The sequence below is a fragment of the Cobetia sp. 3AK genome, from assembly GCF_029846335.1.
Taxonomy (GTDB): domain Bacteria; phylum Pseudomonadota; class Gammaproteobacteria; order Pseudomonadales; family Halomonadaceae; genus Cobetia; species Cobetia marina.
This window is the reverse complement of sequence record NZ_JARWKR010000001.1, coordinates 538,087-553,586: the sequence shown is the minus strand read 5'-3', so window position 1 is coordinate 553,586 and position 15,500 is coordinate 538,087. Positions and strand designations below refer to the sequence as shown.

General features: G+C 63.5%; 15 protein-coding genes. 7 read left to right on the top strand and 8 right to left on the bottom strand.

Annotation, left to right across the window (positions count from 1 at the left end):
• The first annotated feature begins 73 nt into the window (after positions 1-73).
• Both rpe and QD228_RS02410 read left to right on the top strand, forming a co-directional pair.
• On the top strand, positions 74-781 hold the full coding sequence (rpe, locus tag QD228_RS02415; RefSeq protein WP_077373074.1) for a ribulose-phosphate 3-epimerase: 708 nt from the start codon (positions 74-76) through the stop codon (positions 779-781).
• A gap of 7 nt (positions 782-788) precedes the next feature.
• Entirely contained in the window at positions 789-1,145 is a 357-nt protein-coding gene (locus tag QD228_RS02410; protein WP_191236609.1) for a GIY-YIG nuclease family protein, read from the top strand.
• 79 nt (positions 1,146-1,224) lie between these two features.
• Here QD228_RS02410 and QD228_RS02405 read toward each other — a convergent pair whose 3' ends face one another.
• The gene (locus QD228_RS02405) at positions 1,225-2,526 is read right to left on the bottom strand and encodes an NAD(P)/FAD-dependent oxidoreductase (RefSeq protein ID WP_077371416.1); all 1,302 of its coding nucleotides are present in this window, start codon (positions 2,524-2,526) and stop codon (positions 1,225-1,227) included.
• Between the two features lie 466 nt (positions 2,527-2,992).
• Here QD228_RS02405 and QD228_RS02400 point away from each other — a divergent pair, with 466 nt between their 5' ends.
• From QD228_RS02400 to trpC, 5 genes are all read left to right on the top strand, one after another.
• The gene (locus QD228_RS02400) at positions 2,993-3,640 is read left to right on the top strand and encodes a phosphoglycolate phosphatase (RefSeq protein WP_077373077.1); all 648 of its coding nucleotides are present in this window, start codon (positions 2,993-2,995) and stop codon (positions 3,638-3,640) included.
• Positions 3,641-3,747: 107 nt separating this feature from the next.
• Positions 3,748-5,235, top strand: a complete 1,488-nt coding sequence (gene trpE / locus QD228_RS02395) for an anthranilate synthase component I (protein WP_077373081.1) — start codon at positions 3,748-3,750, stop codon at positions 5,233-5,235.
• Positions 5,236-5,557: 322 nt separating this feature from the next.
• Positions 5,558-6,193, top strand: coding sequence for an aminodeoxychorismate/anthranilate synthase component II (locus QD228_RS02390; RefSeq protein ID WP_077371419.1), 636 nt, complete (start codon positions 5,558-5,560; stop codon positions 6,191-6,193).
• 75 nt (positions 6,194-6,268) lie between these two features.
• Complete coding sequence (trpD, locus tag QD228_RS02385; protein WP_084209260.1) at positions 6,269-7,315, top strand: anthranilate phosphoribosyltransferase; 1,047 nt, start codon at positions 6,269-6,271, stop codon at positions 7,313-7,315.
• Positions 7,315-8,142: an indole-3-glycerol phosphate synthase TrpC gene (trpC, locus tag QD228_RS02380; protein WP_191236610.1), complete on the top strand. Its 828-nt coding sequence runs from the start codon at positions 7,315-7,317 to the stop codon at positions 8,140-8,142. The genes trpD and trpC overlap by 1 nt, the downstream gene beginning before the upstream one ends.
• 189 nt (positions 8,143-8,331) lie before the next feature.
• On the opposite strand, the gene QD228_RS02375 is transcribed toward trpC, so the two are convergent.
• From QD228_RS02375 to ugpB, 7 genes are all read right to left on the bottom strand, one after another.
• A complete protein-coding gene (locus tag QD228_RS02375) occupies positions 8,332-9,141 on the bottom strand; it encodes an HAD-IIB family hydrolase (RefSeq protein ID WP_084209799.1) in 810 nt (269 codons plus the stop codon).
• A 55-nt stretch (positions 9,142-9,196) separates the two neighbouring features.
• Positions 9,197-9,982 (bottom strand): DeoR/GlpR family DNA-binding transcription regulator, encoded by a 786-nt coding sequence (locus QD228_RS02370; RefSeq protein WP_167593051.1) that lies wholly within the window; start codon positions 9,980-9,982, stop codon positions 9,197-9,199.
• 7 nt (positions 9,983-9,989) lie between these two features.
• Complete coding sequence (locus tag QD228_RS02365; RefSeq protein ID WP_279874296.1) at positions 9,990-10,781, bottom strand: glycerophosphoryl diester phosphodiesterase; 792 nt, start codon at positions 10,779-10,781, stop codon at positions 9,990-9,992.
• Positions 10,782-10,973: 192 nt separating this feature from the next.
• Positions 10,974-12,083, bottom strand: a complete 1,110-nt coding sequence (locus QD228_RS02360; RefSeq protein ID WP_084209798.1) for a sn-glycerol-3-phosphate import ATP-binding protein UgpC — start codon at positions 12,081-12,083, stop codon at positions 10,974-10,976.
• Between the two features lie 131 nt (positions 12,084-12,214).
• Positions 12,215-13,060, bottom strand: a complete 846-nt coding sequence (ugpE, locus tag QD228_RS02355; RefSeq protein WP_084209256.1) for a sn-glycerol-3-phosphate ABC transporter permease UgpE — start codon at positions 13,058-13,060, stop codon at positions 12,215-12,217.
• On the bottom strand, positions 13,060-13,935 hold the full coding sequence (gene ugpA, locus QD228_RS02350) for a sn-glycerol-3-phosphate ABC transporter permease UgpA (RefSeq protein WP_077371440.1): 876 nt from the start codon (positions 13,933-13,935) through the stop codon (positions 13,060-13,062). The genes ugpE and ugpA overlap by 1 nt, the downstream gene beginning before the upstream one ends.
• Before the next feature lie 191 nt (positions 13,936-14,126).
• On the bottom strand, positions 14,127-15,467 hold the full coding sequence (gene ugpB / locus QD228_RS02345) for a sn-glycerol-3-phosphate ABC transporter substrate-binding protein UgpB (RefSeq protein ID WP_077371442.1): 1,341 nt from the start codon (positions 15,465-15,467) through the stop codon (positions 14,127-14,129).
• Positions 15,468-15,500: the final 33 nt, after the last annotated feature.

The following is a 15,500-nucleotide window of genomic DNA, read 5'->3' as shown; positions in this document are numbered from 1 at the left end:
TTCACACAGTGCCTGTCTTTTGTGAGAGGGTGACGTAAAATGCCCCTTCCACTTGCTGATGGCGCCTGATGACATGTCTGATCTACTGCCGAATGATTTCAAGATTGCCCCGTCGATCCTGTCTGCCGACTTCGCCCGCCTGGGGCAGGAAGTCGAGGATGTGCTGGCGTCCGGTGCGGATATCGTGCACTTCGACGTGATGGACAATCATTACGTGCCCAACCTCACCATCGGTCCGATGGTGTGCAAGGCGCTGCGTGACTATGGCATCACGGCAGAGATCGATGCGCACCTGATGGTCACCCCGGTGGATCGCATGATCGGCGACTTCGCCGAGGCAGGCGCCAGCTTCATCACCTTCCATCCGGAAGCCTCCGATCACGTCGATCGCTCGCTGCAACTGATCCGTGACGCGGGCTGCAAGTCCGGCCTGGTCTTCAATCCGGCCACGCCGCTGTCCTATCTCGATTACGTGATGGACAAGGTCGACATGATCCTTCTGATGAGCGTCAATCCGGGCTTCGGCGGGCAGTCCTTCATCCCCGGAACGCTGGACAAGCTGCGTGAAGCGCGCCGGCGCATCGATGCCTCCGGCTACAACATCCGTCTCGAGATCGATGGTGGCGTGAAGGTCGACAACATCGCCGAGATCGCGCGTGCCGGTGCTGACACCTTCGTCGCGGGTTCCGCCATCTTCAATGCGCGCAGCGACAGCGATGCCAACCGCTATGACAGCGTACTGGCGAAACTGCGTGCCGAGCTTGCCAGCGTGCGTGGCTGATCCGGCCATGCCGGAAGCGACTGTGCCGGAAGCGACTGTGCCGGGAGAACCGTGTATCGCGGACGCGGCGGCGCAGACGGGCGAGACGCCATCCGAGTGGTGGCTGTATGTCCTCGAGACGGCCCAGGGGCGCCTCTATACCGGCATCAGTACCGATGTGACGCGTCGCCTGAGCGAGCATGCCGGCGGCAAGCGGGGCGCGCGTGCCCTGCGTGGCAAGGGGCCCTTGACGTTGTGTTATCAACAGGCGGTCGGGGATCGCTCGCGGGCACTCAAGCTCGAGTACCGCGTCAAGCAGCTGAGTGTCTCCGCCAAGCGGCGCCTGATTGCCGGCGAACTGACGCTGGAGAGCCTGCTCGGGTAAGTGCCTGAACGCACAAGTGCCTGAATGAAAACGCCCCCGACGGAGACCGTCGGGGGCGTTTTTCGTTCTGAGCGGGTGATCAGTGCAGCTTCATCTTCGGACGCAGGTAGCGATTCAGGCCATCCACGATGACGGTCATGCCGGTCTTGATCACGCCGTGGATCGCCATCTGGTGCATGCGATACAGCGAGGCGTAGAAGAACTTGGCCAGGCGGCCTTCGATGAACAACGAGCGCGCGGAGGCGCCGCGCATCAGCGAGCCGACGGCATCGAAATGCGCCAGCGAGATCAGCGAGCCGTGATCCTTGAACACGAATTCCTTCAGCGGCTTGTTGTCCATTGCCGCACGCAGATTCTTGACCATCAGACTGGCCTGCTGGTGAGCGGCCTGGGCGCGTGGCGGCACGCGCTTGTCATCCGGCTGCGGGCAGCTGGCGCAATCGCCGAGCGCGAAGATGGCGTCATCGTCGATGCTCTGCATGGTCTGGTGGACCTTGACCTGGTGGTTGCGCTCGGTGGACAGGCCCAGCTCCGACAGGAAGGACGGCGCTCGGATACCGGCGGCCCATACGCTCAGATCCGCCTCGATCAGGGTGCCATCGGCCGTGGTGATGCCGCGTTCGTCGGCGCAGGTCACGCGGGTGTCAGTGTGGATGTCCACACCGAGTCGGGTCAGCTCCTTGGCGACCGGCTTGCCGATGCGCTCCGGCAGGGCCGGCAGGATGCGGGGAGCGGCCTCGATCAGATGCACCTTGACCTGACGATCCTCCAGCGAGGAGAAGCCATAGCTGTGCAGCATCTTTGAGGCATCGAACAGCTCGGCGGACAGTTCGACCCCGGTCGCGCCGGCGCCGATGATGGCGACGTTGAGCTGCTGGCGCTCACACTTGTCGCCATTGGCGCTGAAGCGCAGGAAGGTGTCGAGCATGTCGCGACGGAACTTCTCGGCCTGCTGCGGGCTGTCCAGGAAGTGACAGTGCTCGGCGACGCCCTGGGTACCGAAGTCGTTGGACACGCTGCCCAGCGACAGCACCAGATAGTCATAGCTCAGGGTGCGCGAGGGCAGCAGTACGGTGCCGTTGGCATCGTGGATGGCCGCCAGTGTCAGCTGCTTCTCTTCGCGCTCCAGGCTTTCGAGAGTCCCGCGTTGGAACTTGTAGCCGTGGGCCTTGGAATGGCCCTGGTAGGACACCTCATCAAGACCGGAATCCAGCACGCCGGTGGCCACTTCGTGCAGCAGAGGCTTCCAGATATGCGTGGAATTGCGATCGATGAGGATGATTTCGGCTTTCTTCTTGCGACCCAGCTTGTGGCCAAGCTTGGTGACAAGTTCCAGACCGCCGGCGCCACCGCCGACAACCACGATGCGGGGAATAGCCATGGAGAGCTCCTGAGAGTGACAAGATCGAAAAGGACAAGCAGAAACTGGCTGTCGCCGGAGCGTCGGGTTGCGCGTTTTTTCGTTGTCACTGGCGCCACACCCGGAGGGACGGTCGACTGAATGGCGCTATGGTAACGTGACCGCTGGCGTGCTAATAGTGGCAGGGTGAAGGAATGTAATTTTTTTACGGATTTTTCCAACAAAACAGATGAAACCATGCGTTGCGTGGATGAATGGCGGACGATTCTCGTCCCGTGACAGCCGGATTCAGCGAGTGATCTCAGGAGGCCAGGTGAGCGAAAAGACGGTAATGCAGACTTCCGACGAGGCGTCTGTCCAGACCGCGTCTCATTCCACTTCCACGCCCTGCGATACCGCGCGTGGCGGGGACGCTCTCGGGCCCCGACCCGAGCAGGTACAGAGCCTCGATCACGGGCTGGCGCATCCGGCATTGCGGGGCATCAAGATGGTGGCCTTCGATCTGGATGGCACCTTGATCGACTCGGTGCCGGATCTTGCCAACGCGATCGACAGGATGCTGGTCGATGAAGGCTTGTCGGCACTCGGGGAAGACCGCGTGCGCGACTTCGTCGGCAATGGCGCGCGGGTGCTGGTGGAGCGAGCGCTTGAGGCGCATGGTCTGGCGACGGATGATCTGACGCGGGTCGAGCGCGCGCATCAGTGCTTCCTGGCGCATTACGCCGCGGACCCCAGCTCGCGTACACGGCTATATCCTGGTGCGCGTGACTGTCTGGAGGGGTTGCATCAGGCCGGTGTGGTCGTGGTGCTGATCACCAACAAGCCGGAAACCTTCATCGAACCGCTGCTCTCGCATTTCTCGCTGGCGGAACACTTCGCGCTGGCGTTGGGCGGCGACAGTCTGCCGACGCGCAAGCCGGACCCCGCGCCGTTGCTGTTCGCGGCCGAGCGCCTGGGGGTCGCGCCGCGGGAGGCGTTGATGGTCGGGGATTCACGTCACGATATCGCGGCAGGTCGCGCCGCCGGTTTCCGGACGCTGGCGGTGCCCTACGGCTACAACCACGGTGAGCCGATCGCGCGCAGTCATCCGGATCACATCGTCGAGTCCCTTGCCGAGCTGGTCGTCGCAGGCTGAGCCTGCCAGACAGCGCTGCCGCCACCGGCACGCGATGATAGACTGACGCCAGACAAGCCGGTCGCGTACCGGCAACGCCCCCTCCGTGGAAGGAACTGCAGGTCATGATGACCCCACAACACTTCGCTGAACTGGCCGAGGCAGGCTACAACCGCATTCCCGTTACTCGTGACGTGCTGGCGGACCTCGACACACCGCTGTCCACCTATCTCAAGCTGGCTGACATGCCGTGGACCTTCCTGCTGGAGTCCGTGCAGGGCGGCGAGAAGTGGGGGCGCTATTCGATCATCGGCTTGCCGTGCCGTGAGCGCATCGAGGTGCGTGGTCAGGTCGTGGCGCATCTGGTCAATGGCGAGCAGACCGGCATGACCGAGGTGGAAGATCCGCTCGAGTGGATCGAGCAGTTCCAGACGCGCTTCCGGGTGCCGGTCATCGAGGGCGCACCGCGCTTCAATGGCGGGCTGGTCGGCTACTTCGGCTATGACACCGTGCGCTACATCGAACCGCGCCTGCGGGGCGTCGAGAAGCCGGACCCGCTGGGCGTGCCGGATATCCTGTTGATGGTGGCCGACGAGCTGGTGATCTTCGACAATCTCTCTGGCCGCCTGACGTTGCTGACCCATGCCGACCCCGAGACACCCAATGCCTTCGAGGCAGCCTGCGAGCGTCTCGAGCGCCTCGAGATCCAGCTGCGCAGCGCCACGCTGAATACCGTCAGTCCCGGTACCGGAGGTGATCCGGTCCAGGAGACCGATTTCACTTCCGGCTTCACCGAGGAAGGCTTCAAGGGCGCGGTCGAGAAGATCAAGGAATACGTGCTGGCCGGTGATGTCATGCAGTGCGTGCCGTCCCAGCGCATGTCGATTCCCTACCGTGCCGCGCCGTTGGATCTCTATCGTGCGCTGCGTAGTCTGAATCCCTCGCCGTACATGTTCTTCTTCAATCTGGATGACCATCACGTCATCGGCTCGTCGCCCGAGATTCTCTCGCGTCTCGAGGATGGTGAAGTCGCGGTGCGTCCCATTGCCGGGACGCGCGTACGCGGTGCCACCGAAGAGGAGGATCTGGCGCTCGAGAAGGATCTGCTATCGGACCCCAAGGAAATCGCCGAGCACCTGATGCTGATCGACCTGGGCCGCAACGATGCCGGGCGCATCAGTCAGACCGGTAGCGTCAAGGTGACGGACCAGATGGTGGTGGAACGCTACTCCCACGTCATGCACATCGTCTCCAACGTCACCGGCAAGCTGAAGGAAGGGCTGGGGCCGATGGACGTGCTGCGTGCCACCTTCCCGGCGGGCACGCTGTCCGGCGCGCCGAAGATTCGCGCCATGGAGATCATCGACGAGCTGGAGCCGGTCAAGCGTGGCATCTACTCGGGTGCGGTGGGCTATCTCTCCTGGCACGGCAACATGGATACCGCGATCGCGATCCGTACCGCCGTGCTCAAGGATCAGGTGCTTCACGTCCAGGCCGGTGCCGGGGTAGTCGCGGATTCCGTCCCGCAGTCCGAGTGGGACGAGACCCTCAACAAGGGGCGTGCGCTGTTCCGTGCCGTGGCGATGGCGGAGCGTGGCCTGGACAATCTGGACTGAATGCCGCGCCATGCACGACAGGGAGTGGCCCGGCGGCCTTGCGGGGCCGCTCCCTGCAATGTCGCATGTGATTGACACTCCCAACGGCTCAACGCACTATTGACCCATGACGCTACGTAACCCGCACGACCTCAGCCAGCAGTGGTGGCGCTCCTGACAACGGGGCGGCTTTCGCATGTCTGAAGTTCGAGGACGTACGACCAGAAGAATGCCGCCGACCAGGGCGGCATTTTTGTTGCTGGACGGCGGGAACGACACCAAAGGAGGGCGGGCAGGCCGGTGAATCACGGCACGGATCCGCTCCCGAGAATGGACACTGACCATGCAGGCATTCACTTCGCAGGACGCCAGCGCGCCACGCGTGCTGATGATCGACAACTTTGACAGCTTCACCTACAACATCGTCCAGTATCTGAGCGAGCTTGGGGCCGAAGTGCTGACCGTGCGCAATGACGCCATCACGCTCGAGCAGATCGAGGCGCTCGGTGCCACGCATCTGGTGCTGGGGCCGGGGCCGTGCACGCCCAATGAGGCCGGGATTACCCTGGACGTCATCCGTCACTTTGCCGGCAAGCTGCCGATCCTGGGGGTCTGTCTCGGCCATCAGGCCATCGGTCAGGTCTACGGTGGCAAGGTGGTGCGTGCCCCTCAGGTGATGCATGGCAAGACCTCCGCCGTCCATCACGACAACAGTGGCGTCTTCGCCGCGTTGGCCGAGCCGCTGGAAGTCACGCGTTATCACTCGCTGGTCGTCGAGCGCGACAGCCTGCCTGAGTGTCTGGTCGTCACCAGCTGGACGGGTGACGACGATGTCACCCCGCAGCTGATCATGGGGCTGCGCCACCGCGAGCTGGATGTCGAGGGTGTGCAGTTCCACCCCGAGTCGATCCTCACATTGCAAGGTCATGAGCTTCTGGCTAACTTCCTGCGTCGCGGCGAGGTCGAGAAAGCCGCTTGAGCGGATGCAGATCGCAAGAGTCATATTTCATTTTCATGCGTCAGCCGCCGAGGCTGGCGTCTGCGGAGACACAACATGCAGATGCGTGAGGCGATTGGCGCCGTGATGCGCCGCCAGCACCTGAGCTACGACGACACTCATGCGGTCATGACGGCCATCATGACCGGCGAGGCAACCCAGGCGCAGATAGGGGCACTGTTGATGGCCCTGTCGATGAAAGGCGAGACGGTCGATGAGCTGGCCGCTGCCGCGCAGGTGATGCGTGAATTGATGACGCGAGTCACGGTGCGCGCCACCGATGCGGTGGACATCGTGGGTACCGGCGGAGATGGGGCCAATCTGTTCAATGTCTCCACTGCGGCCAGCTTCGTGGTGGCCGCCGCCGGTGGGCATGTGGCCAAGCATGGCAACCGCAGTGTCTCCTCGTCGTCCGGCAGTGCGGATCTGCTCGAATCGGCCGGCATCCATCTGGCGCTGAATGCCGAACAGGTCGCGCGCTGCATCGATGATATCGGGGTCGGCTTCATGTTCGCGCCCAATCATCATGCTGCCATGAAGCACGTGATCGGTCCGCGTCGCGAGATGGGGGTGCGCACCATGTTCAACATCCTGGGTCCGCTGACCAATCCGGCTGGCGCTACCCGTCAGGTGCTTGGCGTGTATGACCCCGCGCTGGTGCCGCTGATGGCCGAAGTGCTCAAGCGTCTCGGGGCCGAGCATGTGCTGGTGGTGCACAGCGATGACGGTCTGGACGAGATCTCGCTGGCGGCGCCGACCCTGGTCAATGAGCTCAAGGATGGCGAGATCCGCGAATACCGCATCGCGCCGGAAGACTTTGGTATCGCGCGCCAGTCGCTGGATTCGCTGGCAGTCGCGACGTCTGCCGACAGCTTGAAGCTGGTGCAGCAGGCGCTGCGCGGAGACGAGGGGCCGGCCAGCGATATCGTGGCGCTCAATGCCGGTGCGGCCCTGTACGTGGCCGGTATCGCGGACAGTCTCAAGGAAGGCGTCAATATTGCCGAGGACGTGCAGGCCAGCAAGCTGCCCTTCGAGAAGATGAAGGAGCTTGCCGATTTCACCCGTGTCTACGCCCAGGTCAATGATGAAGGAGCGACCCGCTGATGAGTACCGAGCAACAGACGACTGACAAGGCGCTGCCGACCATCCTGGCCAGAATTCTGGCGCGCAAGGAAGAAGAGATCGCCGAGCGCAGTGCGGCGGTGGGCGAGGCGGATCTTCAGACGCTGATCGAGAAGCAGAGTGCGCCGCGTGGTTTCATCAAGGCGCTGACATCTCGTATCGATCGCGGTGAGCCGGCCATCATCGCCGAGGTGAAGAAGGCCTCTCCCTCCAAGGGCGTGATTCGTGAAGACTTCGCGCCGGCCGAGATCGCCGTGGCATATGAGCAGGCCGGCGCTGCCTGCCTGTCGGTGCTGACCGATGCCGACTTCTTCCAGGGGCATGAGGACTTCATGATCGAGGCGCGCGACGCCGTCTCGATCCCGGTGATCCGCAAGGACTTCATCATTCATCCCTATCAGGTGCTCGAGGCGCGTGCCATCGGTGCCGACTGCATTCTGCTGATCGTCGCGGCACTGGATGATGCACGCCTGAGTGCTCTGCATGATCAGGCGCGAGAGCTGGGCATGGATGTGCTGGTCGAGGTGCATGATGGCGAGGAGCTCAAGCGTGCGCTGGCGCTGGGGATCGAGCTGGTCGGAATCAACAACCGTGATCTGCGTAGCTTCGAGACCTCACTGGAGACGACGCTGGACCTGTTGACCGACATGCCATCGGGAGTGCGCGTCGTGACCGAATCAGGTATCCACACCCGTGAGGATGTGGCGAAGATGCGTGACCGTGGTGTCCACGGCTTCCTGGTGGGCGAGGCCTTCATGCGCTTCGAAGACCCGGGTGAAGGCTTGCGTGGGCTGTTCTTCCCACAGTAGACAGTCTGTACTTTGGTAACATTGTTATCTTTAAGATAATAAGAGCCCGTCTCGGAATGCCGAGGCGGGCTTTTTCATGTCGTCAGGTCAAGCTTGGTGAGCTCAGTCCGACGGGCACAGTTCGACGGGCTCAGCTCGAAGGGCTCGGTCTGGCAGGCTCAGTACGACAAGTGCAGCCGCTCGGCAGTCTCAGTGTCCGCTGTCGATGGCCGCATGTGACCCGAGCAGGGCATCGGCGATTTCCTCGACCCCGGCGCCATGACCGTGGCGGGTCAGCCAGGCGGGCTCCCAGCCCAGCGCTGCACGATGCTTGAGGATATTGGCGACGCCCACGGTATGCCGGAAGGTAGCGAACATCGGCGCGTCATTGGGGGCATCGCCGACGTACATCACCTCCTGTTCCAGTTGCATGCGGTCCAGTCCGAAGGTCTCGGTCAGGACACGCACGGCCATGCGTGCCTTGTCGAAGTCACCCTGCCAGGCATTGATATGGATGGAGCTGGCACGCGCCTGAATGCCGGCGGCCGTGAAGCCGGCGATGATGGCGTGGATCTGTGCCTGCGACAGCGGGCTGACGGCCTGACAGTGGTCCACCGCGACATCCGCGTAGCGGAAGGGCTGGTCCTGGGCCAGTGCGGCCTGGGGGTGATTGAGCAGCAGCTGGCGCGCCACCGTCATCACATGGCGTTGACGCGCGCGCAGACGTGCTTCGTCCTCCCACCAGGTCGTGAGTATCCGCTGCCCCTGGCGCTGAAAGGCGAAGGCGCCGTTCTCCCCGATCACGGCGGCCACTGGCCAGGCCCTGGCGATATGATCGCACCAGCCGGCACAGCCGCCCGTGACCGGAATGACCTTGATGCCGGCTGCCTCCAGGCGCTCGAGTGCCGCCAATGTCGAGGCATCGAGTCGCCCTTCCCGGGTGAGGGTGTCATCGATGTCGGTCAGCAGGTAGCGAATGCCGGACAGGGTGGTGGCTGGGCAGTGAGCGAAGGCTTGCATGGTGATTCCGATCATCCTCGTGAGCGGTGGGCCACAGGGGCGGGGGCTGAGTGATTCATTGGCGGTACATCACCTGCAGTGAGTGAGCCTCCGCCTCGGTCAACGCCATCTGGTGCTCGCTGGCGTGTGGGGGGCTGTCGGTGATCAGCAGATCGATATCGGTGAGCGGGCCGATCCGGCACATGGCGGCACGCCCCCACTTGCTGGCATCGGTGACCAGGATGCGGCGTCTGGCATGCCTGAGCAGGGCGCGACTGACGGCGGCCTCTTCAGGGTCGAAATCCAGCAGCCCCTCGGCATCCAGCCCGCCACATCCCAGCACGGCGATGTCCACCTGATGCCGGGTGAAGAAGGCCACGGTGGCGCTGCCGACCACATCGAGATCCCGAGGGCGAAGCTGGCCCTCGGCAAGCTGCACGCTGACATCCGGGTGGCTGGAAAGCGCTTGTGCCACCTGCAGGTTGTTGGTGATCACGCGCAGGCCGCGCCGGGCGATCAGTGCCTCGGCGACAGCCACCACGCTGGTGCCGATTCCCAGTGCCAGCGAGGCGCCATCGGGTATCTCGGCGACGACCTGGGCCGCCATGGCCTGCTTGGCCGGTCTTGCCAGCATGCTGCGCTGGGTGTGGCCCAGATTGTGTCCACCCAGCGGACGTTCGATGCCGCCATGACGCCGTCGCGCCAGTCCGAGATCACACAGCACGCCGAGATCGCGGCGTATGGTCTGCGGTGTGACCTCGAAGTCCACGGCCAGCGGCTCGACGCTCAACTGGCCGTCCCGCGCCAGGCGCTCGAGAATGCGTAGCTGGCGCGGGCTCAATGTCTCCAGTGACTGGCTCATGGCGATCTCACGACAAGGTGCGTTCGGTACAGGGAGACTGCGCAAGGTCCTGCTCGGAGAAGATACCGGGGTCATCGCTGATGACGGCACTGACCCCCCAGGCCCAGCGAGGGGAGAAGGCCGCGGCATCGTTGGGCGTATAGCAGAGCAGCTTGCGCTGGGTGGCCGTGACGCGACTTGCCGCGACACGTGTCAGTGCACGCCAGTCCGCATGTACGGTGACTGCCTTCACGTCCTCGGCCAATGCCTCCCAGTCGTCAGGAATGGCGTCGTAGAGCAGCCCGATCAGCACCTTGCCGTCCCGTTCCCGGCTCATGCGCAGGGCTTGCGGGTCGAATGACGAGAGAATCAGCCGCCCGACGGGCAGCGCCCCGACCGCCATGGGCACGACTTTCTCGACCAGTGCTCGAGTGTCGTGCCCCGGACTCAGCTTGAGCTCGAGATTGAGCCCCATGCCCAGCGAGGCGATCAATGCCAGGGCTTCCTCGAGTGTCGCCATGCGTTCCCCGGCAAAGCGGGCACTGAACCAGCTGCCTACATCCAGCGCCCGGGCCGCTGCCAGATCCAGGTTTCTCAGCCGCCCACGCCCATCGGAGCAACGATTGACGCTGGCATCGTGCCAGATGACAGGAGTGCCATCCTTGAGCAGCTGGACATCCAGCTCCACCCATTGGTGGCCGGCCTCGTGGGCGGCGCGAATGGCGCTGAGCGTGTTTTCCGGCGCATAGGCGGACAACCCGCGGTGAGCGATGGCCATTGGCAATGCAAGCGATGTGCCGTGGGAGAAAGATGATGACATCGATGAACCTCGTTGGTGGATGGTGTCAGGCTCGACGCGTCAGGACGAGCACCCGGCGTGTCCTTGTTACCATCCGATGATGACGCTACGGGGGCAATCACTTTTGTGTGCATGTGCCTTTCGCGACAGGTTCCGCTCCAGGCCCTGCTGCAGGTTTCGTTGTGGCGACTCGTGCGCAGGCCAGGTGCTCCATCACTCGTGAGTTGCCAGGCGCTTGCCATCCGCACCGAACAGATGCGCGCGTGCGGGCGGAATGGCCAGGCGCAGGCATTGCTCTTCGGCGACGGCGTGCTCGCCGTCCAGTCTCACCACCAGCGGCTCCGCCTGGCCGTCCAGTCGGCAGTACGCCAGGGTGTCCGCGCCCAGTGGCTCGACCAGCTCGATGCGGGCCACAAGCTCCGCGGCACCCGGTGGCAGCGGGCTGTCCGGCTGCAGAACCTCGAGATGTTCCGGGCGGATGCCCAGCGTCAGTGCGGCGTCCATGGGAGTCGCCTCGTGTTCCCTGGCCGCCGGTCGCAATGCCAGGCGCGCGCCGCAGGGCAGCGAGAGGCCTGCCTCCGTACGGGTGGCGCTCAGGAAGTTCATGGCAGGCGAGCCGATGAAGCCGGCGACGAACTGGCTGGCGGGTCGGTCATAGAGCGCCATCGGCGTGCCGAACTGTTCGACGTGGCCGCCATTCATCACCACCAGGCGGTCTGCCAGGGTCATGGCCTCGGTCTGGTCATGGGTGACATAGACGGAGGTGACCTTGAGGCGTTTCTGCAGACGGCGGATCTCGAGGCGCATCTGCACGCGCAGCTTGGCATCGAGATTCGAGAGCGGCTCATCGAACAGGAAGACCTGCGGCTTGCGCACGATGGCGCGCCCCATGGCGACGCGCTGACGCTGGCCGCCGGAGAGCTGCTTGGGACGACGATCGAGCAGCTCGGTCAGGCCCAGCAGTTCGGCGGCCTCGCTGACGCGATGCTGGATCTCGTCCTTGGGCGTGCGACGGTTCCTGAGGCCGTAGGCCATGTTGTCGAACACGCTCATGTGCGGGTAGAGCGCATAGTTCTGGAACACCATCGCGATATCGCGCTCGGCGGGCTCCAGGTCATTGACGCGCTTGCCGTTGATCTCCAGATCGCCTTCGGAGATATCCTCGAGCCCCGCCAGGGTGCGCAGCAGGGTGGATTTGCCGCATCCGGAAGGGCCGACGATGACGATCAGCTCGCCCTCACCGAACTCCAGGTCGATGCCGTGCAGGGCCTGGTAGCCATTGGGGTACTGCTTCTTGAGCTGCTTGAGTGTCAGTGTTGCCATGAGATGAATATCCAAAGCGGTGCCGTGACAGGCGTGAGAGCGGCCCATCACGGCGGAACGGAATCAGGTGGCCGGGCGCAAGGCGTCAGGTAAAAGGGGCGCGAATCACGAGGTGCCGGGGCGAGAGGAGGTCACTTCTCACTGTCCACCAGCCCCTTGATGAAGTAGCGCTGCATGAACAGGATCACCAGCACCGGCGGCCCCATGGCCAGCAGCGTGGTGGCGGTGACGTCCTGCCACGGCACCAGGCCGTCGCCGGTGGTCAGCATGCGCTTGAGGCTGACGACGATGGTCAGGTAGTCGGCATCCGTGGTGATCAGCAGCGGCCACAGGTACTGATTCCAGCCGTAGATGAACATGATCACGAACAGTGCCGCGATGTTGGTCTTCGACAGCGGCAGCAGAATGTCCTTGAGGAAGCGCCACGGCCCGGCACCATCGATGCGTGCCGCCTCGACCAGTTCGGCCGGGATGGTCAGATAGAACTGGCGCAGCAGGAAGGTCGCGGTGGCGCTGGCGATCAGCGGCAGGATCAGGCCTGCATAGCTGTCCAGCATGTTGAGGTCGGCCACCACCTTGAAGGTCGGCAGGATGCGCACCTCCACCGGCAACATCAGGGTGATGAAGATCAGCCAGAAGCACAGCTTGCGGAAGCGGAACTCGAAGAACACGATCGCATAGGCCGCCAGTACCGAGATGATGATCTTGCCGATGGCGATGCCCAGTGCCATCAGCATCGAATTGAACAGCAGGGTCATCACGTCGGCGCCGAGACTGCTGACGGGGTCTTCCAGCAGGTGGCGGTAGTTGTCGAATCCTGCCTCGCCTATCCAGACGGGGGCGACGTTGGAGTAGAGGTCGCCCATCTCGTGGGTGCTGGCGCTGAAGGCGATCCACACCGGCAGGAAGAACAGCGCGCAGCCGACGATCAAGAGCGCATGGCTTGCGATATCAAGCCCGGGACGGTTGTAGCGCATCAGTACTGCACCTTCTTCTCGACATACTTGAACTGGATCAGCGTCAGCACGCCGACGATGACCATCAACAACACCGACTGGGCGGCACTCGACCCCAGATCCTGACCGACGAAACCGTCTTCATACACCTTGTAGACCAGGGTGCGCGTCGAGCCGCCCGGACCACCCGAGGTGGTGGCATCGATGGTGCCGAAGGTCTCGAAGAAGGCGTAGACCACGTTCATCACCAGCAGAAAGAAACTGGTCGGGGAGAGCAGCGGGAAGGTGATGGTCCAGAAACGTCGCCAGGGGCCGGCGCGATCCATGGCGGCCGCTTCCAGCAGGCTCTTGGGGATCGCCTGGAGACCTGCGAGGAAGAACACGAAGTTGTAGCTCATCTGTTTCCAGATCGAGGCCAGTACCACCAGCAGCATGGCCTGGTTGCCGTTGAGGTTGTGATTCCAGTCGATGCCGATGGCGGACAGCAGTTCCGGCAGAATGCCCAGCGTCGGGTCGAACAGGAACAGCCACAGGACGCCGGCCACGGCAGGTGCGACGGCATAGGGCCAGATAAGGAAGGTCTTGTAGGTGCTGGCGCCACGCAGCACGCGGTCTGCCAGCACGGCCAGCCCAAGGGCGAGTGCCATGGCGCCGAAGGCGACGGCAAACGAGAAGTAGACCGTCGTCCACAGGGTTTCCAGATATTCCGCTTCGCCGAGGACCGCGAGGAAGTTGGCAAGTCCGGCAAATTCACGTGAAAGCCCGAAGGCATCCTCGATATAGAAAGCCTGTTCGATGGCCTGCAGGGCCGGCCAGAAGAAGAACACGCCGACGATGATCAGCTGGGGGGCCAGCAGGATCCACGGCGTGAAGGGATGTCGATTGAAATGGGCCATGCAGCAGAGGTCTCGCAAGGAAGAGGGACTGATCACGTCAGTCGTGTGCGCATGGTCGGCGCGGATTCGGCCGACCATGCGCCATCAAGCCGGGAGAGAAGGGAAAGGGCACCGGTATCGGGTGCGCTTTCCGCTCTCTGGCATCCAGGCATGGTGGGCCGCCCAGACGGCCCACCATGGTGTGGCGGTGTTCAGCCGTTGGCGCGCTCGAACTTCTCCAGCAGCTTGTTGCCGCGCTCGACAGCCTGATCGAGACCGTCCTGCACGCTTTCCTTGCCAGCGAAGATCTTCTCGAGCTCTTCGTTGATCACGTCACGTATCTGCACCATGTTGCCCAGACGCAGGCCCTTGGAGTTCTCGGTCGGGGTCACGGAGGTCATCTGGGTGATGGCGACGTCAGTGCCCGGATTCTCGGCGTAGAAGCCCTGCTCACGTGTCAGCTCCGCCGCGGCGGTGGTGATCGGCAGGTAACCGGTGAACTGGTGCCAGTCGGCCTGGACTTCGGGCCTGGAGAGGTACTGGAAGAACTTGGCGACGCCCTGGTATTCCTCATCGCTGTGGCCGGACAGCACCCACAGTGACGCGCCGCCGATGATGGAGTTCTGCGGCGTCTCGATCGCGTCGCTGTCGTAGGGCAGCGGTGCCACGCCGAACTCGAAGCCCTTGGCGCTTTCCTTGACGCCGGCATAGCTGGCGGAGGAGCCCATCATCATCGCGCACTCACCGGAGTAGAACTTCGGCGCCGCGTCATCAAAGCGACCGCCGAACACGAAGCGCTTGTCGGCCTGCCAGTCATCGAGGCGCTGGATGTGGTCGACCACGGCGGTCTTGTTGAATTCAAGGCGGGTATCGGTGCCGGCGAAGCCATTGGCCTGGCTGGCGAAGGGTACGTCATTGCGTGCCGAGAAGTTCTCCAGCATCACCCAGGACGGCCAGGTGGTCGTCAGGCCACAGCTGCCCGCGCCGGAATCAACGACCTTCTTGAGGGCATCACCCAGCTCCTGCCAGGTGGCCGGCACGGATTCGACACCGGCCTTGGCCAGCATGTCCTTGTTGTAATAGGTGACCGGGGTGGAGGAGTTGAACGGCATCGACAGCATCTTGCCTTCGGTGTCGGTGTAGTAGCCGGTGACGGAAGACAGGTAGGCCTTCGGATCGAAACTCGCGCCTTCTGACGGTGCATAGTCCGCCATCAGCTGATGGACCGGCATGATGGCACCCTTGGCGCTCATCATGGTGGCGGTGCCGACCTCGAAGATCTGCACGATGTCCGGGCCCTTGCCGGCCCGGAAGGCGGCAATGGCGGACGTCATGGTCTCGGAGTAGTTGCCCTTGAAGACCGGCTTGACGACGAATTCATCCTGACTTGCATTGAAGTCGGCCGCGATCTCGTCGACCTTCTTGCCAAGTCCGCCCCCCATGGCGTGCCACCACTCGACTTCGGTGGCGGCCAGGGCACTGGCGGAAGCGGTCGCGAAACCGACTGCCAGCGCGAGGCTGGCAAGATGACGGGTGCCACGGGTGTTGAGCATTGCGTGATGGGTAGGGCGGCGCATGGTCGAGCT